The sequence below is a fragment of the Paucimonas lemoignei genome (genome assembly GCF_004342585.1).
Lineage (GTDB): Bacteria > Pseudomonadota > Gammaproteobacteria > Burkholderiales > Burkholderiaceae_D > Paucimonas > Paucimonas lemoignei.
Genome location: NZ_SLZQ01000001.1, coordinates 401,203 through 421,993 on the forward strand (window position 1 = coordinate 401,203; position 20,791 = coordinate 421,993).

Consider the following 20,791-nt stretch of genomic DNA (forward strand, 5'->3'; position numbering starts at 1 on the left):
TCAGGAGAACTTGCATGACGATTCCACGGGCGACCGCCCGCCTGCAGTTGCACAAGGATTTTACTTTCGACGACGCCATCCGCGTGGTGCCGTACTATGCCGGGCTGGGCGTGAGCCACCTCTATGCTTCGCCGATCCTGACGGCGCGCAGCGGCTCGACGCACGGCTACGACATCGTCGACCCGACCCGCATCAATCCCGAGCTGGGCGGCGAGGATGGTTTGCGCCGGCTGGTCGCCCGGCTGCGCGAGGCAGGCCTTGGGCTGATCCTCGACATCGTGCCCAACCACATGGGCGTCGGCCCGGAAAATCCCTGGTGGCAGCATGTGCTGGAATGGGGCCGGCAGAGCCCGTACGCACGCTGGTTCGACATCGACTGGCAGCCCGCCGACGAGAGCCTGCACGGCAAGGTGATGGCGCCGTTCCTGGGACAGCCCTACGGCGAAGTGCTCGCAGCCGGCGACATCAAGCTCGAATTCGACACCAGGCGCGGCAAGTTCTTCATCAGTTATTATGCGCACCGCTTTCCGATTACGCCTGCCAGTTACAGCGATATCCTGAATAGCGTAGAGACGCCGCGATTTGCTCCGGTGATCTCGGCTTTCCATGTTGACCAGAACGAAGAGGGCGAAATGTCGCTGCAGCCGGCCGACGTCGGTTTCGCCCAGCTGCGCGCGCTGGCCGAGACCGCCGAAGGCATTGCCGACATCAATACAGCGCTACAGGCTTTCGACGCTACGACACCAGACGGCTTCGATGCCTTGCATCGCCTGCTCGAGCGTCAGCATTACCGCCTGGCATGGTGGCGTTGCGCAGCGGACGGCATCAACTGGCGGCGTTTTTTCGAGGTGACCGACCTGGCCGGCGTGCGGGTCGAGCAGGACGACGTGTTCGAAGCCACGCATGCACTGATATTCCGGCTCTACACCGAAGGCCTGATCGATGGCGTGCGCGTCGATCACGTCGATGGCCTGGCTGACCCCGGCGCCTATTGCCGCAAGCTGCGTGCGCGCCTGCAGGCATTGTCCATGCAGAGACCTGCAGAGCTACCGCCTGCGCCGGCCTACATCGTGGTGGAAAAGATTCTTGGCGCGGATGAGCAATTGCGCGGCAACTGGGAAATCGACGGCACCAGCGGTTACGACTTCATGGACCGCGTCGGCGCCGTGCTGCACGACTGCGAAGGCGAAGCGCCGCTGACCGCGCTGTGGAGCGAGTTGACCGGGCAGGACCGGGATTTCCTGCACGAGGTGCAACAGGCGCGCCGCCAGCTACTGGCGAACAACCTCGCCGGCGAATTCGAGTCGGCGTCACGTGCGCTGCATGCCGTGGCGCGAACCGACCTGCGTACGCGAGATTATTCGCTCGCCGCTATCCGCCGCGTATTCACCGAGTTGCTGGTGCATTTCCCGGTTTACCGCACTTATGCCGACAGTAACGGGCGCGACGAGTTGGACCAGGAGGTAATCGAGCACGCGCTCGAGCGTGCCCGCACCAGCGTCGAGCGCACCGAAGTGCCGCTGCTGGACGTGCTGGCGCGCTGGCTGGGCGGCGATGCGCCGCGTGAACATGCCAATCCGCGGGTGCGCCAGTTGCACCAGCGCGCGATCACGCGCTTTCAGCAATTGACGCCGCCGCTGTCGGCCAAGTCGGTCGAAGATACCGCGTTCTACCGCTACGGCCGGCTGTTGTCTCGCAATGAAGTCGGCTCTGATCCCGGCCAGTTCTGCATTACCGTCGATGAATTCCATGCCGCCAACCGCTTGCGCGCGGAACGTTTTCCGCATGCGCTGCTGGCCACCGCCACGCATGACCACAAGCGCGGAGAAGACGTCCGCACCCGCATTGCGGTCCTGAGCGAACTGCACGAGGAATGGGCCCGCGAAGTGCGCGAATGGATGAAAGAGAATGCGCCATTGCGCAGCGAAGTGCCGCCGGAAGATGGTGCGCCGGCTTGCATTGCACCGCAGCCGGCCGACGAGCTGATGCTGTACCAGATGCTGGTGGGAGCCTGGCCGCTCGGACTGAAAGCGGATGATGAAGCCGGCATCCGGGCGCTTGAGGAGCGGCTGCAGCAATGGCAGACCAAGGCGCTGCGCGAAGCCAAGCAGGTCAGCGACTGGGTGCTGCCTAACCAGGCATATGAGGAAGCCTGTGCGCGCTTCCTGCGCGATATCCTGCAGGCGGGATCGCACAACGCGTTTCTGCCGCGTCTGGTGGCCTGGGTCAGGCGCATTGCCCCCGCAGGGGCGGCCAAGAGCCTGGCACAAACCGTCATGCGACTGACATGCCCCGGCGTGCCAGACCTGTACCAGGGAACCGAATTCTGGGACTTCAGCCTGGTGGATCCGGATAACCGTCGCCCGGTCGACTATGCGGCGCGCGAACAAGCGCTGGCGGCTGACAGGGGCGAATCCTTGCGTGCTGCGCCAGGCTGGGAGCAAGGAAGACTCAAGCAGCAAATCATCCGCAAGTTACTGGCCTTGCGCGCGGAAGAAGCACCGCTGTTTTTTCAAGGCGACTATGAGCCATTGGCAGTCGAAGGTCCGATGGCGCGCCATGCGCTGGCGTACTGCCGGCGCTACCAGCAGCGGGTGGTGATCGTGGTCGCGGCGCATTTACCTGCGGGACTGATGGGGCACGCAGAGTTTCCGCATGTACCTGCGGACGCCAGGCAAGACAGCGCGGTGGTGCTCAGTGATGAATGTGAGGTCAAGGGCGGCCTGCAGGAGGTTCTTTCAGGCACGATGATGCAACCCGAAACGGGACGCTTGCCGCTGTCCCGTCTATTGGAACAGTTGCCGGTTGCGGTTCTTATAGGAACCGTTGTGTGAAGCCATCCAGGCGATTGCGGGAATTCCGCTTAAAAAACGGACTCACATGTAAGCGATGTCTCACATGAAATCGAGTTGGACGCCTATACCAATATTTTCTGCACGCATCATAATCAAACGACAAGTCCAACTTCGTATCAATGCCACGAAGCTTGCAATCAACTGGCTGAATCTCTCGTGATTTGGCATCTTGTCATACGACGAAACGGTCATGCAGAAAGTAAATTCGATACCGAGGATGAACCTGACTATTGATACTACAGAGGCTATATCCTCTCCCAGGCTGCACACGATTTCCGGCAACCGCCAGCTGGGCCACGCGGTTGTCAAGGCCCTGTATAACGACCTAATGCAGCAAAATAAGCTGTCCGGCGAAGACGATGCAACAGGGCTCTTGCAGCGTTCACATTTGTTCCTGGAGGAACAGCTGAAACGAGCGTCGGCATTGGCATGTGATTTGCCGGCAGCAATCGAACTTCTTCCTGAATGGATGGAGCAAAATTCCGCCAAAGTCGGGCAACAATACCGCAGCTACCTGGCTTTCCGGAAGGCGGGAGGATCAAGGCAATATTTCGCAAACAAATCGCACGCGCAGTATTTCCTGAATGCCGTGGCGCCAACCAAGCTTGTCGACGGCGCCTGGCTCTATGGACTGTTGCAGCGCTGGAACGATGCCCGGTTCGCCACCCTGATTCGCATTTACCTGGAAGAGCTCGGAGAAGGTCTGCCTGACAAAAACCACGTGGTTCTCTACCGCAAGCTGTTGTCGAGCCATGGCTGCGAGCGCTGGAATGCGCTGGATGATGCGTATTTCGTCCAGGGCGCGATACAACTGGCGCTTGCGCATCATGCCGCAGATTTCCTGCCCGAGGTCATCGGATTCAATCTCGGCTACGAGCAATTGCCGCTGCATTTATTGATTACCTCTTATGAGCTCGACGAGCTTGGCATCGATCCGTATTACTTCACGCTTCATGTCACGGTCGACAATGCCGCAACCGGGCATGCAAACAAGGCGCTGCAAAGCGTAATGAACGCCATGCCGCAAGTGGCGGACCGCCGTGATTTCTATCGGCGCATGATCAACGGCTACAAGCTCAATCTGCTTGGAATCGATACCATCTCCGCGATCCGTTCTTTCGATCTTGAGCGCGAGCTATTGACTGTCCTGGGCTCCAAGGCTGCTGTCGGAGCGCATCTGCACTCGGATTACTGCCGGGTCGGCGGCCGTACAGTCAATGACTGGCTGAGTGCGCCGGGCCAACTGCCGGCGTTTCTGGCAAGCCTGGAGCAGACTGGATGGATCAAACGCCACCAGGATCCGCAGAACAGCCGTTTCTGGAAGCTCATCCAGGGAGAACGGGCGGCGATGTTCGGCGTATTCAATGCTTACGAACAGCAGCTGATCCACGACTGGATTGGCGGCGACTGGATAACGGAAAAACGGGCGCCGGAAGAGGGCGGGCCGCCCCGGCAGCTGACTTTCCGTGCCCAGCAGCGACTGCGCGGTCTGCTTGATCAGGGGCGTAATGCGCCGCCGCAAGGATTTCCGGTGCGTGGCGTCATGCGTACCCATATCAGGCATCAAATGCCCAACGATGCGAATGATTTCAACGCCGACCTGAGAGAGCTGGAACAACGGCTTGCAGCATCGTCCAGCCAGGAGGAAATGATGACCACGCTGATCGAACTGATGTCTCCCGAAACGCATCACACCGCACCCGGCCTGATGGCAACGCGGATATTTTCACGCCTGTTTCAGGCGTAATCCCTGCATCCGGCATAGGCTCGACAAGGCACGACATAACAATAATTTCAGGAATTGAAACATGGATGCAGCATACGTTTTACCAGCTACGCATGTTATGCCGCCAGCTGCGCAGCGGGATGCCAGGGATGCGGCACTGCTCGAATTGGCACGAATCGTTAAGGCTGAGGGTTACCGCTTCGTGACCGTCAGTCCAGCCACCCATGCGCGTGTTAACAAGCGTGCAGGCAATGAGTGGGCAACTCGTCTTGAAGATGTATTGGGCTGGAGCCGCCCGTTTGGCAAGGAGTTGTTACCCCGTAGCGTGTTCGACTTGCTGCACAGGGCCGAAGCGCTGGAGCCGCACGGAGAAGGCTGGCGTAGCCTGATTCGCGTGTCTTCGCTGAATGACAAGCTGTTTATCCACTCGGCTTATCCGACTACCGCCAGCGACGCCGTCTTCTTCGGTCCCGACACCTATCGTTTCATCTCCGCGCTTGAGGAGCATGTTGCCCGTTCCATGCAGCCGATACGGCGCGCAGCGGACATCGGCTGCGGCGCCGGCCCCGGGGCCATCTCGATGGCATTGCATTCGCCCGACGCAGAAGTCATCGGCGTGGATATCAATGCGCGGGCGCTACGATATACCGCGATCAATGCGGCGCTGGCCGGCACCGAAAACGTGTCGGCCATGCATAGCGATCTGCTAACCGGTGTCGCCGGCGAATTCGATTTAATCATCGCCAATCCGCCTTATCTCCTTGATTCTTCAGAACGCACTTATCGACACGGCGGCGGCCACTTGGGTGAAGGCTTATCCGTGGCCATCATCCGGCAAGCCATGCAAAGACTCGCCCTAGGCGGAAGCTTGCTGCTCTATACAGGCGTAGCGATCGTCAACGGCCAGGATCAATTCCGGTCCATTGCGCAAAGGCTGCTTGACGGTTCAGGTCTCGACTGGAGTTATCGCGAGATCGATCCGGATGTATTCGGTGAAGAGTTGGAAGAGCCGGCCTATAATACGGCTGACCGGATTGCTGCGGTTGTTCTGACGGTCACAAGGCGCGATTAAGCACTTGCGGACATGACAGTGCGCGCAGTCCCATCACTGGTGGAAGCCTGAAGCCAGGCAGATTCCACGGTATAGCGAAGCTGCCACTATCATGACTGACCACGATTCCGATTCCCCCATTTATGAAGCCCGTCTCTGGAAGGACGACGGCTGGACCGCACGGGTCATCAAGAACGAAGACGACGATGGCTGGGCCGTAGCGATGTTCAAGGATGGACAGTCCGAACCGGCGCTGGTCGGGCCCTGGACCATGGGGCGGGACAAGAAGAATCCCAAGCCGCTCGACGCCAATGCTTTTTCCACGCTGGTGAAAACCGCCTCCGAGGTGCTGCGCCGCCATGAACAGCAACTGCACGCCACGCTCAACAAGAGCGTGGTGATCACGGCCGGCGATGCGGCACTGACCGTCACGCTCACCATTATCCCGGACGAATACGAAGCCTACGGCATACTCAAGGCCATCGACGACCAGGGCAATGAGCTTGTCAGCAAACGGGTCGAGCCGAATTTTGCGCTTACGCGCGCTAGCGCCATCGCCTGGGTTAACAAAGCCATTACCGAATAACTCACTTCCGAATAAGTCACTCAGACGACTGCAATACCGGCATCCTTCCGACAGGGCAGGCATTGCATGATTTCGCTAATATCTTCATCAAAGGTACAATCCGGGTGAGATTGTATGGCTTATTTACAACGGACGAGAAAGTTAACCATGCCAAGACCTATCAAAACGTCATTACCTGAAGCTAAACTTAAATTTATCAATGTGCCTGTAACGAATGAAACCGCTACAGGCTTGGCGCACCTGAAGGAATCAATGGGTGCATCGAGCCAAGGCGAGGTCATTGAAAAAATGGTTCGCATTTGTCTGGCTATTGAGAACGCAGCAAAGAAATAAACTCCTGGCCCCAGGCCGAGGAATTGATTGTCGCCCGAAAGGGTATTTTTTAAAGTGAGAAAATGAGTAAAGCAGAAATTATTGCGAGCATCGCAGCTGAACATGATTTGCCGAAAGCTAAAGCGCAGCAGATCTATGACGGTATCTTCGCCGGCATCGCCCAACAGTTGAAGAAGGAAGGCCGTGCTTCCGTGGCTGGCTTTGGTACCTTCACCGTCTCTAAACGTGCAGCACGCACTGCTCGCAACCCGCAAACTGGCGAGCCGTTGAAGATCAAGGCTTCCAATAGCGTGCGTTTCAAGGCCTCTCCGGGCGTTAAAGAAACCGTCCAGAAGTTCAAGGTCAAGTAAGGTAGTTCAAGAGGCTGGTATTCCAGCCTCTAATTTTTTTAGCACTGACACTTCTTTTTTTCTGCATTTAAGCGTTCGATTCCCGCCATGATTGGAAAGACGCCTGGTTATTGAATGGCCCATTCCGACGACACTCCCTGGTTTCTCTATATGATCGAATGCGATAACGGGAGTATCTATACCGGTATAGCAGTCGACGTGGCGAGCAGGTTCCAGGCGCATATGAGTGGAAAAGGGGCGAAGTACACCCGGGCACATAAGCCACGTGAACTGCTCTTGGCCGTTCGGTATCCGAACCGATCAATCGCTTCCAAAGCCGAATACGAATTCAAGAAGCTACCGGCGAAACAAAAGCGCATGTGGATAGCTAAAGGTATTGAGTTGGCGGAAGTTCAACATATCTAGGCTTTGTCCTGTCATGACGGGCATTCGCCTTGCAATTGGCATTATCTGGATCGTGCCGGTTCCTGCAGCCTTGCTCGCCGAGCTTATCGCAGGTCGCTGCATGTCGATGAATCGCGCGTGGCTTGAGTCGGTATGCAACTGCTTCGCTAGTGCATTAATAGTACAGGTACAGTGGTCGATTGAAAAATCCTCCGCGTAGCCCCGCCCAACAGCAGCTCGCGCATCCTTGAGTTGCCATAACAGCCCATCACGAGCAGGTCCGCTGAAAAATTCGATGCTATCGACAGCAATGCTTCCCCGATATCAGTCACCCTATTGTCTTCTACTACTTGGGCAACAATGCCATGACGGGCAAGATACGTGGCAAGATCAGTCGCAGGGTGGGTTCCAATCGCTTCCATTTGGCCATACGTGATGAATGTCACGACTTCCACGGCTTTTGCGCTTTGAAGTATCGGAAGGGCGGCGAAGACGGCGCGTTTAGCCTCCGGGCTGCCGTTCCAGGCTATTAACACGCGTTCGCCGATGGTAGCCACCATGCTCGAATGCGGAACCAATAAAACCGGGCACCCGCCATTCATGGCCACATATTCCGGCAGATAGGCTTGCCCGTTCTGGGCCGGGTCTTCAGGATCAAACTGCCCCAATACAACGAGATCGGCATATCTGGCGTGTAAACTCATCCCGCCTAACGGCTCATCGTCGACCAGGCGGGTCTCGAGCTGACCGGCGTTCAGTTGGTGAATCGAAAGCCTAAACTGTTCCAACAAATTCTCGCCACGCTCCCTAAATGAATTCAAATAAGGAAGGACAGTGGAATCGTCCGGGCTAAGTGCCAGCGTTTCGACGAAGTATTGGGATACTCCTGTTGCCACCACTCCAATTAAGGTCGCATTGTAGTCTTTCGCCAGTTTGACAGCGATATCGACTCTTTTTTGAAGGTGTCTTGACTCATTGATATGAACCAGAATCGTCTTAAATGACATAAGGCCTCCTTAGAGTCGGCGTTGCTGCAAAGGTATTTTTACACTCTCATACGTCGTTCATGCTTTTGTGCGCTTTCGATGGCTTGAACAAAGCCGCGCATTTCTTCTGCCAAAATATCCAGCAAGTCATCCAGCGTGACAATGCCAATGAGCACGCCATTCTCCGAGGTGACAGGAATGCGGCGCACGCCATGAGCACGCATCATGGAGAGTACATCGCTGATGGAATCTTCTACTCTGGCAGTGACGAGATCCGCGCTCATGATGTCGCCGACACGTAATGTCTGAGGATCGAATTCTCGCGCCACCGCAACAATGGCGATGTCACGGTCCGTCACCATGCCAATGACAATGCGGCCGATTTCCGCATCTCGCACTACTACAAGGCTGCCGACGTGTTCAGTGCGCATGAGATCTGCCGCTTCCTTGACACTCATGTCTTCGGTCGCAAACACCACGGCACGATTACATATTTCTCCAACATTCAATGTTTCCCCCATGATCGTCTCCAGGGAATGGGTCAGGTATATTCAGTTTGTACGCTCTTACCTAGAACCGGTTGAGATAGGTTAACCAGCAGACGATGCCGGCACGCGCCCGTTTATCTGGTGCAGAGGTGTGACTTGTACCGCTGTCACCTTGTATTCGGACGACTTCACGATGCGGTCTTGGAAAGGCGATGTCACGCGGTTGATCATCAGATCGGGATGATGAAAATCGGGATGATTCCAGCCACGTCCTCGCAATCTGGAAGAGACGATCCTGGCAACGATGTCATGGGACGCTATGGAAACGGCCAGGCACAGCGCCGTCCAGCCGCCATTCGCAGCGTACGCATTCAGGCTGCGCGCACCACTTTTTAGCATATTTTCAGGGAGGGCCGGCTGACGTGCGAACGCAGCAACCTGTGGTTCGGCCGCCATACCGATAGCTGCGGGAGCCTGAAAGCATTGGCCTGGGCAACAGAGGCGATAGTAAAAGCGGGAACAACCATACACTTGACCCGTATCAAAGGCGATTCTGCTCTCTCATTAAAAAAATGGCGGTGTCTGACAATGAATGATGGCTCGGCGAGCCACTCGCAAGTCGAAGCATCGTTATTTGGCTAGGAGCGCTGCAATGGAACAAGTCGACAAGGATTTCATCGCCAACATCATGGCGAATGCCAAAGATCTCACCCTTGCAACAATTAGGCCGGATGGCTATCCGCAGGCAACAACTGTGAGCTTTGCCTTCGATGGCTTGAACGTCTACGTTGGCATAGGACGAACTAGTCAGAAAGTGCAGAATATTCGGCAGAATAATAAGGTATCTTTGACAATCAATAATGACTACAAGGATTGGAGCCAGATTAGGGGGGTATCGATTGGCGGCGTTGCTGAAATTCTGAGCGATCCACAGGATATTCAGCGAGCGATTGCTTGTTTGATAGCCCGCTTTCCGCAGGCGATGGAATGGGCCGAAACTGGTCAGCAAGACCAGGTGGCGTTTCTCAAGATCTCCCCGCAAGTTGTTTCTATTCTGGACTATTCGAAAGGGTTCGGCCATACGGAACTCGTAAAGGTGTAAATCTCTTTTGGGGATGCGCTTCCAACTGTTCATCATTTCCCATGCAAAGCCACTCCGAATCACGTTTAGCATCTCGTCATGCCATCCGTTTTGGGCGAGGAGAATTCGTCGATGGCGGATATCCCTGGTGGCGATATCCGATTGAAGAGAATATGGCTGCCGTTGAAGCAAGCAGTGAAGGGTTAACACCTTCGCAGGTACAGGAGCGGCTTGCATGCTATGGTAAAAACAGTTTTCGCGATGTGCCGCCTCCCCACATTTTGCTGCAGTTCCTTCACCGATTCAATAATCCATTAGTTTTGCTTCTATTGTTTGCAGGGGCGATATCTGCCGCAACCGGTAACGATATCAGCGCCGCGATCATCGCCACGATGGTTTTGCTTAGCGTATTACTAGACTTTATCCAGGAATATCGTGCTGGAAAAACTGCGGAAATGCTGAAGCAATCGGTCGCACTGCGCGCTTCTGTGCTTCGAGGCGGAAAACTACAGGAAGTCGACGCTCAAACCATTGTGCCCGGCGATATCGTGTTATTGCGCGCCGGCCAATTGGTGCCCGCAGATGGCCGTGTGCTGACCGCTCAGGACTTCTTTGTACAGCAAGCCGCAATTACAGGTGAAGCCTATCCGGTTGAAAAAAACTCTCATTCGATCCCCGCAACTGATGAATTGCAAGCCGCAGAAAATGCAGTATTTATGGGATCCAGCGTGGTGTCAGGCCAGGCGACCGTGTTCATTTGCGCGACAGGTTCTCGCACTGCAATCGGGCACGTGGCGCAAGCCGTCGCTGGACAAAGGGTACAGACTGCATTTGAACAGGAGATTCACCAGTTTGGCAGGCTGATCCTGCGCATTACCTCGGTGCTGATTGCCTTTGTTGTCTTAGTCAACCTGCTCACGCACAGGCCGCTTCTTGAATCTTTCCTATTTGCGCTGGCACTCGCGGTTGGACTGACGCCAGAACTGCTTCCTATGATTGTTACCGTCACGTTGACACGCGGCGCCTTGCGCCTGTCTCAAAAGCATGTGGTGGTGAAGCGTTTGTCTGCGATCCACGATCTCGGAGCAATCGATATCTTTTGCACGGATAAGACCGGCACGCTAACAGAGGGAAGTATCCGGCTTGAGCGCCATCTCGATATCCATGGAAATTCCAATGAATCTGTGTTGCTGTATGCATGGCTGAATTGTTTTTTTGAATCCGGGGTGCGGACACCGATGGAAGACGCGGTGCTTGCCCATGAATCGATCGATGCCTCTGCCTGGCGGAAAATAGATGAAGTGCCATTTGACTTCGAGCGGCGCCGGCTGTCAGTGCTGCTATCCCATGGCGTTCAAGAGGGCGAGCGCCGCTGGCTAATCTTGAAAGGCGCCCCATCGGACGTCCTGGCGCATTGCACTCTGGTCTGGATGGGCGGGGAAGATTTGGACAGCCAGGCCGTGCCTATGGACGCGCAACGGTTGGCACAAGTAAACACACAGTTGACTGCGTTGGAAAGAGATGGGTTCCGTACCCTGATTGTGGCAATCAAAGAGATGCCGGTCATACGGGATCATGCCAGGCTGGATGATGAAGACGAACTAACTTTACTAGGTATTCTAGCCTTTCTGGACCCGCCAAAAAGCAGCGCAACAGCCGCTCTAGAAAAACTGGCTCATTATGCGGTCAAGGTAAAGGTGTTGACCGGCGATAGTGAACTCGTGACTGAATACATATGCAAGCAGTTGAAACTGCCTGCGTCCGGCGTCGTTATGGGGCACGAGATTGCTCAAATGGATGATGCGGCGCTGCGTGCTCGCGTTGAAACGGCAGACCTGTTTTGTCGTGTCAGCCCCATGCAAAAAAACCGTGTCATCCTGGCTTTGAAGGCTAGTGGGCATGTTATCGGCTACCTGGGAGATGGAATCAACGATGCGCCGGCACTTCACAACGCCGATGTCGGAATCTCGGTGGATAAGGCGGTGGATGTAGCGAGGGAAGCAGCGGACCTTATCTTGCTCAAGCATGACTTGGGGGTGATAGCAGGAGGCATCCTGGAAGGGCGGCGCACCTTTAGTAACGTGCGCAAGTACATCATGATGGGAGCCAGTTCGAATTTCGGCAACATGTTCAGCATGGCTGGTGCCGTGGTCTTTCTTCCATTTTTGCCGATGCTTCCAGTGCAAATCCTTCTGAATAATATCCTGTATGACCTGGCCGGCACCGTCCTCCCTTTTGATCAGGTAGATAGGCGAGAAATGCTCATTCCACAAAAATGGGATATGCGATTCTTGTTCAATTTTATGCTGGTGATGGGACCACTCAGTTCGTTTTTTGATTTTCTGACATTTTATTTCCTGTTTCAAATATTGCACGCTAATGCACAAACTTTTCAGACAGGATGGTTTATTGAGTCGTTGGCAACGCAAATATTGGTGATCTTCATTATCAGAACCAGATTGAGTCCAATTCAAAGTCGACCGCATCCAGCATTGATTTTGACGTCGTTAGTTATCCTCATAATTTCCATACTCATTCCGAATTTAAGCGTAGGAAGATATTTAGGGTTTGTTGAGTTGCCCTTGTTGTATTACGGCATGCTTGGGCTGCTGGTTTTGGTGTATCTGGTTGTGGCAGAAATCGCTAAGAAAATGTTTTACAAGCGTTTCGACTTAAGCAGTGCGACTCACAATTTTCCAAGTGTAGGGACTCGATCTAGGAGCAGGTGACCGTGCCAGAGATGCTCATCACGAATACACGAGATCCTCCTCGCGGAGCCATAAGCAAGCCGATGTTCGAGGCGCGCGGGCTGACCAAGGTGTATCAGATGGGAGACGTGCAAGTCCAAGCTTTGCGCGGTGTTGACCTCGACCTGTATGCCGGTGAGATGGTTGTACTTCTCGGCCCCTCAGGAAGCGGGAAGTCGACGTTGCTGAATATCCTGGGCGGGCTCGATTCGCCGACCAGCGGAACGTTGCGCTATGCCGGAAGCACCCTGAATCTGGAAGATGACGCTTCCATGACACAATACCGCCGCAACCACATTGGCTTCGTCTTCCAGTTCTACAATCTCATTCCCAGCCTGACCGCGCGGGAAAACGTAGCGTTGGTGACGGAAATTGCCGTCAATCCCATGTCGCCGGAAGAAGCGCTTACGCTGGTGGGCCTGGGTGAACGACTCGATCATTTTCCCGCCCAGATGTCCGGTGGCGAACAGCAGCGCGTCGCCATTGCCCGCGCCGTCGCGAAGCGCCCGCAAGTGCTGCTGTGCGACGAGCCGACCGGTGCTCTTGACGCCCAGACCGGCGTGATGGTCCTCGATGTGATTGCCCGAGTTAATCGGGAACTTGGCACGACGACAGTCGTAATCACGCATAACGCGGTCATTGCTGCGATGGCGGACCGCGTCATCTATTTTGGCGATGGGCTTGTGATCCGCATCGAGCACAATGAGCACAAGAAAGCCGCCAGGGAGCTGAGCTGGTGAACGCACTGGACCGCAAGCTTTGGCGCGACCTTGGTCAAATGAAGAGCCAGGCGGCGGCTATTGCTCTGGTGGTGACATGCGGCGTCGCCACCTTCGTCATGTTTCTGAGCACGCTGGATGCGCTGCGGGCAACGCAGGAGAGCTTTTACCGGGAATATCGCTTTGCTGACGTATTCGTTACGCTTAAGCGCGGACCGGAAGCAATGCAACAGCGTATACAGGATATTCCTGGCGTCAGCCAGGTTCAAAGCAGAGTGAAGGCACAGGTGCGCCTGGTTATTCCGGATTTTCCTGAACCGGTGACGGCCTTGATGGTCTCGGTTCCGGAGAGCGACAGCGTGGGCCTGAATTCCCTGTATTTGCGCGAAGGCCGAATGCCGCTGTCCGGCCGGCCCGACGAAGTCGTGGTGAGCGTGCCATTTGTGCAGGCACACGCCATGCAGCTTGGCGCACGCTTTTATGCCATTCTCAATGGCCGCAGGCAGGAACTGACCCTGGTGGGGACAGCACTGTCTCCGGAATTCGTCCAGCAAATGCGACCCGGATCGGCTTTTCCCGACTATAAGCGCTATGGCGTGATGTGGATGGGGCGGCGCGCACTGGGACAGGCATACGACATGCACGGGGCATTCAACGACCTGACGCTAAGTTTGAGTCCGGGCGCGGATGTTCAAAGCGTCATCGATCATGTCGACGAATTGTTGAATCCCTATGGCGGGCAGGGCGCTTATACGCGCAAGGACCAGCTCTCACACCGTTTTCTCGACCAGGAGCTGCAACAACTGGGTGTGCTGGCAAGCCTATTCCCGGTAATTTTCATGGGAATCGCGGCATTTTTACTGAATGTCGTGATCGGGAGGCTCATTACGATGCAGCGCGAGCAGATCGCCACGCTCAAGGCTTTCGGCTATGGAAATCTGGAAGTGCTTTGGCATTATCTGAAAATGGTAGCGGTGATTGTGCTTGCAGGTGGGCTGAGCGGCATTGCCCTCGGTGTGTATCTCGGCAAGGCACTTGCCGGTATTTATATGGAGTTCTATCACTTTCCCTATTTACGCTTCGCCTTGCATCCAGAGACCTTGATTGAGGCGGTCCTGGCAAGTCTGGCTGCGGCAGCTGCAGGCACCGTTTTTGCCGTATGGCGCGCGGCCAGCCTGAAACCGGCGCAAGCGATGCGTCCCGAGCCGCCGGCGCGCTATCGCGAGACATGGCTGGAAAAATTGGGGGTGAAGCGCTGGCTGACACAGCCTGCCAGAATGATTGTCCGCCATATCCAGCGTCAGCGAATCAAGTCGGCGCTTTCCGTGTTTGGTGTGGCCTTAGCAGGAGGAATTATTCTGACTTCCCTGTTTCAGCGCGATACGGTGAGCTACATGGTCGATATCCAGTTCGGCATGGCGCAACGCCAGGACCTCTTGGTTACCTTTACGGAGCCTACCGCATATCGTGCGCGTTTCGATCTATCGGGTCTGCCGGAAGTGCAGCACGTGGAAGTGTTCCGGGCCGTCCCAGTACGGCTGCGCCATGGCGCTCGTCACTATCGTACGAATATTCAGGGCGTGGAGCCGAATGGCGATATGCAGCGCTTGCTGGACGCCAATCTGCATCCGGTTGACTTGCCGCCGGACGGTCTGCTGCTCACCGATTTTCTGGCGACGCTGCTTGATGTGCGTGTCGGCGACCGGGTAATTGTCGAAGTACTCGAGCAGAACCGGCCGGTGCGCGAAGCAGTCGTGGTTGGGCTGGTGAAAGAGTATCTGGGTGTTTCCGGCTATATGGATCTTCATGCCCTGAACCGTTTCATGCATGAAGGTCCGACACTGTCCGGCGCCTATCTGAAAGTCGATCGCGACCGTCTGGATACCTTGTATGCGCAGCTAAAGGAAATGCCGCGTGTAGCTTCTATCACTGAGCGTATGCAGGAGATCCGTAACCTGCATCGGGTGATGCAGGAGACCATGCTGTTTTTTACTTATATCGCTGCTGTCTTTTCCGTCATCATTGCCTTTGGCGTCATTTACAACAGCGCACGCATTGCGCTCGCCGAACGGGGGCGCGAGCTGGCCAGCCTGCGGGTAATGGGATTTACTCGTGGTGAGATCGCCTACATCTTGCTGGGCGAACTGGGCATCCTGACACTGCTTGCCATTCCCGTTGGCCTCTGGCTGGGCAGGTTGATGTGTTATTACATTGCACACAACATGCAGAATGACCTGTTTCGCGTGCCGGTCGTGCTGGTTCCGCAAACCTATGCCTTTTCGATGGCAGTGGTGCTGCTGTCGGCATTGCTGTCCGGCCTGGCCGTTCGTCGGCGGCTCGATCAGCTTGACCTGATCGGCGTTCTCAAGGCTGCGGAGTAGCCATGAAAACCGCAGCGCAATGGCGCCGTACCTTCTTCCTTGTTTTGATCGCGGCTGCAATCGCCTGGAGCCTTTTTATCGGATTTCGCCCGCAACCTGTCGAAATCGAATTCGCCAGGGCTCGCCACGCACCGCTCCAGGTCACTGTGCAGCAAGAGGGAAGAACACGTGTACTGGAACGCTATATAGTTACCGCGCCGGTTGCCGGTTATGCGCGCCGCGTTCGATATGAGGTCGGTGATGCGGTCGAGCGAGGCGAGACGCTGGTGGAACTAGAGCCCGCACGCGCCGAGATACTGGATCCGCGACGCCGGGCGGAGGCGGAATCCCGCATCGCTGCTGCGGCATCGAACGTCAGCGTGGCTGAACAGCGGGTTAGTGCAGCGGAAAGTAATGCCGGCTTGGCGGAAAAAGAGCTGCAGCGTATCCGCTCCTTGCGCCAGAGCGGTCATGTCAGCGCCGCCGCGGAAGACCAAGCGATCACCACGGCGCAAAGCCGGACGGCCGAACTGCGCTCGGCGCGGTCCGCAGTCGCTACGGCACGTTATGAACTTGACGCAGCACGTACCGCTTTGAAATATACCGCCAGCGGCGGAACCGGCGGGCCAATTGCCGTTCTCTCACCTGAGACAGGCCGGCTGCTGAAGATACTGCACAAGAGCGAAGGTACGGTGTCTGCCGGCCAGCCTCTGATCGAAATCGGCAACCCGCACGCGCTGGAGGTGGAGGTGGATGTCCTGTCGGCGGATGCAGTCCGAATTCACCCGGGGACACGCGTCATATTTGAACGCTGGGGAGGCAATGGCCTACTGGAAGGGGTGGTGACTGTCGTCGAGCCGCAAGCTTTCACTAAAGTTTCTGCGCTTGGAGTGGAAGAGCAGCGGGTATGGGTCATCGTTGCCTTTACTTCAGCGCCCATAAGCTGGCAACGGCTTGGTGACGGATACCGGGTAGAGGCCAGCTTTATCATTTGGGACGAAAGCAACGTCCTGCAAATACCTGCAAGCGCATTATTCCGGGATGGCAATGGTTGGTCGGCATTTGTCGTTGAGCAGGGCAAGGCTGTCAAGCGACATCTCGAGATAGGTCAGCGTAATGCCTTGGCGGCGCAAGTCATATCGGGCATCAAAGACGGAGAGCAAGTCATCGTTCATCCGGATGATCGTATTCGGGAGGGCGTGAGCGTGGCATCAAGGTGATTGTCAAACCTTGCCGCGTCTCTCGCCTGCATATTTCCTATTCGATGGAAGCCATCTAGATCATGAGCATTCGAAATTTATCCCGTTTATTTAACCCCAGGTCGGTTGCGGTCATCGGCGCAACGGATAGGGCCCATAGCGTGGGCGCGACGGTGTTAAACAATCTGATCGATGGCGGCTTCACCGGCGAGATTTTTCCCGTCAATCTCAGGCACAGCACCTTGGCCGGGTTGAAAGTGTACTCGCGGGTTGGAAAGCTGCCGCGAGTGCCGGATCTGGCGCTGATTTGTACCCCGCCCGATACCGTGCCCGGATTGATCCGCGAGCTTGGCGAATGCGGCACCAAGGCGGCGATCGTGTTGACCGCAGGCCTGGCAGCAGTAAAGGACAGACACGGGAATTCGATGAAAGATCTGATGCTCGCGGCATCCAAGCCTTATCTCTTGCGCATACTCGGCCCCAATTGTGTTGGCCTGCTTGTGCCTCATATCAAGCTCAATGCCAGTTTCGCCCATGTGAATGCTATTCCCGGAAAGATCGCCTTCGTTTCGCAATCCGGCGCCATGGTAACCGGTGTGCTCGATTGGGCGAAATCGCGCGGCATCGGTTTTTCAAAATTTATTTCGCTGGGCGATAGCGCCGATGTGGATTTTGGGGATTTGCTTGATTACCTTGCCAGTGACGGCGAAACGCAGGCTATCCTGCTGTATATCGAAGCGGTTACCCATGCGCGCAAATTCATGTCGGCAGCACGGGCCGCCGCCCGCAGTAAGCCGACTATTGTGATCAAGGCCGGCCGCTTGCCGGAAGGGGCAAAGGCGGCAAGCTCGCATACTGGCGCCATGGCAGGGGCAGACGATGTCTACGATGCGGCCATTCGACGCGCCGGCATGCTGCGCGTCTTGTCGACTGAGGAGCTGTTCGCTGCCGTCGAAACGCTTGCCCACATGCGACCATTGAGCGGTGATCGCCTGGCGATCCTGACCAATGGCGGCGGCCCCGGTGTCATCGCTACCGATGCGCTGATAGCCGAAGGCGGGCACCTGGCCTCGCTTTCCGAGGAAAGCCTGGAGAAACTGGATCAGATCTTGCCAGCGAACTGGTCGCGCGGTAACCCGGTCGATATCATCGGCGATGCGCCAGGCGAACGCTATGAAAAAACCATGGAGATTCTGGCGCAGGATCCGAAGGTGGATGCGACCTTGCTGATCCATGCGCCAACCGCCATCGTCCCGAGCGATGACATCGCCAGCATATTGGCACCGCTCGTGCAGCGCTCGTCCCGCAATATCTTGTCCTGCTGGTTTGGCGGCGATTCGATGCATGCGGCGCGGCGGACCTTATCCGGGGCCGGTGTTCCCACTTACGATACGCCAGAAGACGCCATACGCGGCTTCATGCAAATGGTCCGCTATCGGCGCAATCAGGAACTGTTGATGCAAGTGCCATCATCAATTCGACCTACTGACATTACAAATCGCGATTCTGCATACAATGTGGTCCGCCATGCTCTCGCATCCGGACGCGAGATGTTATCCGAGCCCGAAGCCAAGAGTGTTCTCGCCAGCTATGGCATCCCTGTGGTCAAGACACGTGAGGTCGGCACCGTTGACGAGGCCGTTCGTGCCGCGGAGGAAATTGGCTTTCCGGTTGCGTTGAAAATACTATCTCCTGACATCGTCCATAAGTCCGATGTCGGAGGCGTTGTCCTCGATCTGGATGACGCCGGGCCGGTGCGCCTGGCGGGTGAAAAAATGGTGTCGCGACTTCATGAATTGATGCCGGATGCCAGACTGGTGGGATTTTCGGTGCAATCCATGGCGCGGCGACCGGAAGGGCGGGAATTGATTGTCGGCATTGCCACCGATCCCGTGTTCGGACCTGTCATCCTGTTCGGGCAAGGCGGCGTGGCAGTAGAGGTGGTCAAGGATCATGCCATTGCGCTGCCGCCACTCAACCATGTGTTGGCTAAAGACTTGGTGTGTCGCACGCGTATTGCCAGGCTGCTTGGCGGCTATCGCAACCGCGCCTCCGCCGATTTGGAAGCGATCTATCGCACTCTGATACAGATTTCGGAATTGGCCATCGCCATTCCGGAAATCGTCGAGCTCGATGTCAATCCACTGGTCGCCGATGCAAACGGCGTGATTGCACTCGACGCGCGAATTCGTGTGAAGCCGGCTAGGGCAGAGAGCATGGATCGGTTGGCGATTCGCCCATATCCCGCCGAACTGGAGGAATGCGTGACGTGGCATGACCAGCAGATCTTGGTGAGGCCGATCAAACCGGAAGATGGTCTAGCTCATCTCGATTTTTTTCATGCCTTAAGTGCCGAAGATGTGCACAACCGGTTTTTCGTGGCGATGAGAGAACTGGATGCCTCTCGCCTGGCACGTCTCACGCAAATTGATTATGACCGCGAGATGGCTTTCGTCGCGCTAAAAAGGCGTGCCGACGGCAGCGTTGAGATCCTCGGCGTATCACGGTGTGTGGCCGATCCCGACAATATCAGCGCCGAATTTGCTGTGACCGTGCGCTCGGATCTGAAAGGGCAGGGCTTGGGGACGATCTTGCTGGCAAAGCTGATTGCTTATTGCCGCATTCGTGGTCTTCAGGAGCTGGTTGGCGAGACGCTGTGCTCGAATGTGAATTTATTGAGGCTGGCGAATCATTTCGGCTTTAACGCGAAGACATCCAGCGATGGCAGTACGATGCTGCTGAATCTGCCTCTTCATCCAGGTGAATAGGAATCATCCCACGATATCGGTTGGCTTTGACTACTGCATTTTGGATACAGCAGGCGCATAGAGTTCAAACCTGTTGCCGCCTGCTTTTTTAGCCCGGTACATCGCCTGGTCCGCCTGAGTGAGCAAAACCTCCGGTTCTTCAGAATCATTCGGATAAGTCGCGATACCAACGCTGGCATAGGTATGAACAATGTGATCACCCAGTAAAAATTGCTGGGAAAGTATATCGAGCACCTTTTTTGCCAGGGCTACAATGATGTTGATATCGTGAATATCCGCCACCAGGATGGCAAACTCATCGCCGCCGAATCGAGCAATCACATCATTCTTTCTGACAGCAGAGCGCAATCGTTCGGCGACGGCAACGAGCAATGCATCTCCTGTCGCGTGCCCGAGTGTATCGTTGATCATTTTGAATTTATCCAAGTCGATGAATAGAACCGCAACCATACGCTGGTTTCGCTTTGCTTCAAACATCGCTTGCTGCTGCTTACTCAGAAAATAAGCGCGATTGGACAGGCCCGTAAGAACGTCGTGATAAGCAAGATAGGATTCTTGCTCATGCTCTTGCGAACGGGGCGTTATGTCATGCTGAATGGCGATGTAGTGAGTAATGTTGCCGTCATCGCCTAGTAGCGGCGTAATAACCTCATCGACTGTGTACAACATGCCGTCCTTACGTCGATCCACTACGATGCCGCGCCACGGTTTTCCCGACGTGATCGTATGCCATAAATCGCTGTAAAACAAATGACTTTGCTGCCCAGAATTCAGCACCGCGGGAGAGCGCCCAAGGATGTCCATTTCGCAATAGCCGGACAAGCGGCAAAATGCGTCATTCACCCATACGATTTTCCCTGACTGGTCTGTGACGAAAACGGCATTGGCCGTGCATTTGAAAGCCCTGGTCAAATCCGATTCGGCAAGCGTATGAGTGGGCGGACGAGAAGGAGAAGGTTCTAATCGCATGGAAGATTCTTTCAAATCCATAGAATCTATTGGTGTGCTCCTCGACATCTTACTGAATAGCCGAGTGTCTGGACAATGACGCTTTCACGACATTCGCCTCTCTGGCCCGACTGCCCACAGCTATACGTTAGACATTCAAATATTGAAAAAATCTGCCATGCCGGCCAGCTACCAGGCTCTAGACGCTGC

Annotated in this window: 17 protein-coding genes; 13 read left to right on the forward strand and 4 right to left on the reverse strand. The window is 55.8% G+C overall.

Annotation, left to right across the window (positions count from 1 at the left end):
- Window positions 1–14 precede the first annotated feature (14 nt).
- The 7 genes from treY to EDC30_RS01765 all read left to right on the forward strand — a co-directional run bounded on the left by treY (window position 15) and on the right by EDC30_RS01765 (window position 7,306).
- Window positions 15–2,834 carry a malto-oligosyltrehalose synthase gene (treY, locus tag EDC30_RS01735; RefSeq protein WP_132256689.1) on the forward strand — a complete coding sequence of 940 codons (2,820 nt, stop codon included), beginning with the start codon at window positions 15–17 and terminating at the stop codon, window positions 2,832–2,834.
- 238 nt (window positions 2,835–3,072) lie between these two features.
- Window positions 3,073–4,602 carry an iron-containing redox enzyme family protein gene (locus EDC30_RS01740; RefSeq protein WP_243656610.1) on the forward strand — a complete coding sequence of 510 codons (1,530 nt, stop codon included), beginning with the start codon at window positions 3,073–3,075 and terminating at the stop codon, window positions 4,600–4,602.
- Window positions 4,603–4,663: 61 nt separating this feature from the next.
- The gene (locus EDC30_RS01745) at window positions 4,664–5,653 is read left to right on the forward strand and encodes a methyltransferase (RefSeq protein ID WP_243656611.1); all 990 of its coding nucleotides are present in this window, start codon (window positions 4,664–4,666) and stop codon (window positions 5,651–5,653) included.
- A gap of 91 nt (window positions 5,654–5,744) precedes the next feature.
- The gene (locus tag EDC30_RS01750; protein WP_132256691.1) at window positions 5,745–6,218 is read left to right on the forward strand and encodes a hypothetical protein; all 474 of its coding nucleotides are present in this window, start codon (window positions 5,745–5,747) and stop codon (window positions 6,216–6,218) included.
- A gap of 114 nt (window positions 6,219–6,332) precedes the next feature.
- Window positions 6,333–6,551, forward strand: coding sequence for a hypothetical protein (locus tag EDC30_RS01755; protein ID WP_243656612.1), 219 nt, complete (start codon window positions 6,333–6,335; stop codon window positions 6,549–6,551).
- A 62-nt stretch (window positions 6,552–6,613) separates the two neighbouring features.
- Window positions 6,614–6,901 (forward strand): HU family DNA-binding protein, encoded by a 288-nt coding sequence (locus EDC30_RS01760; protein ID WP_132256694.1) that lies wholly within the window; start codon window positions 6,614–6,616, stop codon window positions 6,899–6,901.
- Between the two features lie 150 nt (window positions 6,902–7,051).
- Window positions 7,052–7,306: a GIY-YIG nuclease family protein gene (locus EDC30_RS01765; protein WP_341539859.1), complete on the forward strand. Its 255-nt coding sequence runs from the start codon at window positions 7,052–7,054 to the stop codon at window positions 7,304–7,306.
- Between the two features lie 146 nt (window positions 7,307–7,452).
- Here the strand turns inward: EDC30_RS01765 and EDC30_RS01770 are convergent, their stop codons facing one another.
- From EDC30_RS01770 to EDC30_RS01780, 3 genes are all read right to left on the reverse strand, one after another.
- Window positions 7,453–8,292, reverse strand: coding sequence for a universal stress protein (locus EDC30_RS01770; RefSeq protein WP_132256698.1), 840 nt, complete (start codon window positions 8,290–8,292; stop codon window positions 7,453–7,455).
- Window positions 8,293–8,330: 38 nt separating this feature from the next.
- A complete protein-coding gene (locus EDC30_RS01775; RefSeq protein ID WP_132256700.1) occupies window positions 8,331–8,792 on the reverse strand; it encodes a CBS domain-containing protein in 462 nt (153 codons plus the stop codon).
- 69 nt (window positions 8,793–8,861) lie between these two features.
- Window positions 8,862–9,215, reverse strand: a complete 354-nt coding sequence (locus tag EDC30_RS01780) for a hypothetical protein (protein ID WP_165973694.1) — start codon at window positions 9,213–9,215, stop codon at window positions 8,862–8,864.
- Window positions 9,216–9,411: 196 nt separating this feature from the next.
- Between EDC30_RS01780 and EDC30_RS01785 the strand changes: the two genes are divergently transcribed.
- The 6 genes from EDC30_RS01785 to EDC30_RS01810 all read left to right on the forward strand — a co-directional run bounded on the left by EDC30_RS01785 (window position 9,412) and on the right by EDC30_RS01810 (window position 19,633).
- Window positions 9,412–9,861 (forward strand): pyridoxamine 5'-phosphate oxidase family protein, encoded by a 450-nt coding sequence (locus tag EDC30_RS01785; protein WP_132256704.1) that lies wholly within the window; start codon window positions 9,412–9,414, stop codon window positions 9,859–9,861.
- Window positions 9,862–9,902: 41 nt separating this feature from the next.
- Window positions 9,903–12,569, forward strand: a complete 2,667-nt coding sequence (gene mgtA / locus EDC30_RS01790) for a magnesium-translocating P-type ATPase (protein WP_165973695.1) — start codon at window positions 9,903–9,905, stop codon at window positions 12,567–12,569.
- 11 nt (window positions 12,570–12,580) lie between these two features.
- Window positions 12,581–13,327 carry an ABC transporter ATP-binding protein gene (locus EDC30_RS01795; RefSeq protein ID WP_207907198.1) on the forward strand — a complete coding sequence of 249 codons (747 nt, stop codon included), beginning with the start codon at window positions 12,581–12,583 and terminating at the stop codon, window positions 13,325–13,327.
- Window positions 13,324–15,687 (forward strand): ABC transporter permease, encoded by a 2,364-nt coding sequence (locus EDC30_RS01800; protein WP_132256708.1) that lies wholly within the window; start codon window positions 13,324–13,326, stop codon window positions 15,685–15,687. Before EDC30_RS01795 ends, EDC30_RS01800 begins: the two co-directional genes overlap by 4 nt.
- A 2-nt stretch (window positions 15,688–15,689) precedes the next feature.
- The gene (locus tag EDC30_RS01805) at window positions 15,690–16,886 is read left to right on the forward strand and encodes an efflux RND transporter periplasmic adaptor subunit (protein WP_132256709.1); all 1,197 of its coding nucleotides are present in this window, start codon (window positions 15,690–15,692) and stop codon (window positions 16,884–16,886) included.
- Window positions 16,887–16,948: 62 nt separating this feature from the next.
- The gene (locus EDC30_RS01810) at window positions 16,949–19,633 is read left to right on the forward strand and encodes a bifunctional acetate--CoA ligase family protein/GNAT family N-acetyltransferase (RefSeq protein WP_132256711.1); all 2,685 of its coding nucleotides are present in this window, start codon (window positions 16,949–16,951) and stop codon (window positions 19,631–19,633) included.
- A gap of 30 nt (window positions 19,634–19,663) precedes the next feature.
- On the opposite strand, the gene EDC30_RS01815 is transcribed toward EDC30_RS01810, so the two are convergent.
- Entirely contained in the window at window positions 19,664–20,623 is a 960-nt protein-coding gene (locus tag EDC30_RS01815) for a diguanylate cyclase domain-containing protein (RefSeq protein WP_207907192.1), read from the reverse strand.
- Between the last annotated feature and the right edge of the window lie 168 nt (window positions 20,624–20,791).

Bases quoted from the DNA above. Each gene is read 5' to 3' on its own strand.
- treY (WP_132256689.1), top strand. From the start codon at position 15: ATGACGATTCCACGGGCGACCGCCCGCCTGCAGTTGCACAAGGATTTT.
- EDC30_RS01740 (WP_243656610.1), top strand. From the start codon at position 3,073: ATGAACCTGACTATTGATACTACAGAGGCTATATCCTCTCCCAGGCTG.
- EDC30_RS01745 (WP_243656611.1), top strand. From the start codon at position 4,664: ATGGATGCAGCATACGTTTTACCAGCTACGCATGTTATGCCGCCAGCT.
- EDC30_RS01750 (WP_132256691.1), top strand. From the start codon at position 5,745: ATGACTGACCACGATTCCGATTCCCCCATTTATGAAGCCCGTCTCTGG.
- EDC30_RS01755 (WP_243656612.1), top strand. From the start codon at position 6,333: ATGGCTTATTTACAACGGACGAGAAAGTTAACCATGCCAAGACCTATC.
- EDC30_RS01760 (WP_132256694.1), top strand. From the start codon at position 6,614: ATGAGTAAAGCAGAAATTATTGCGAGCATCGCAGCTGAACATGATTTG.
- EDC30_RS01765 (WP_341539859.1), top strand. From the start codon at position 7,052: ATGATCGAATGCGATAACGGGAGTATCTATACCGGTATAGCAGTCGAC.
- EDC30_RS01770 (WP_132256698.1), bottom strand. From the start codon at position 8,292: ATGTCATTTAAGACGATTCTGGTTCATATCAATGAGTCAAGACACCTT.
- EDC30_RS01775 (WP_132256700.1), bottom strand. From the start codon at position 8,792: ATGGGGGAAACATTGAATGTTGGAGAAATATGTAATCGTGCCGTGGTG.
- EDC30_RS01780 (WP_165973694.1), bottom strand. From the start codon at position 9,215: ATGGCGGCCGAACCACAGGTTGCTGCGTTCGCACGTCAGCCGGCCCTC.
- EDC30_RS01785 (WP_132256704.1), top strand. From the start codon at position 9,412: ATGGAACAAGTCGACAAGGATTTCATCGCCAACATCATGGCGAATGCC.
- mgtA (WP_165973695.1), top strand. From the start codon at position 9,903: ATGCAAAGCCACTCCGAATCACGTTTAGCATCTCGTCATGCCATCCGT.
- EDC30_RS01795 (WP_207907198.1), top strand. From the start codon at position 12,581: ATGCTCATCACGAATACACGAGATCCTCCTCGCGGAGCCATAAGCAAG.
- EDC30_RS01805 (WP_132256709.1), top strand. From the start codon at position 15,690: ATGAAAACCGCAGCGCAATGGCGCCGTACCTTCTTCCTTGTTTTGATC.
- EDC30_RS01810 (WP_132256711.1), top strand. From the start codon at position 16,949: ATGAGCATTCGAAATTTATCCCGTTTATTTAACCCCAGGTCGGTTGCG.
- EDC30_RS01815 (WP_207907192.1), bottom strand. From the start codon at position 20,623: ATGGATTTGAAAGAATCTTCCATGCGATTAGAACCTTCTCCTTCTCGT.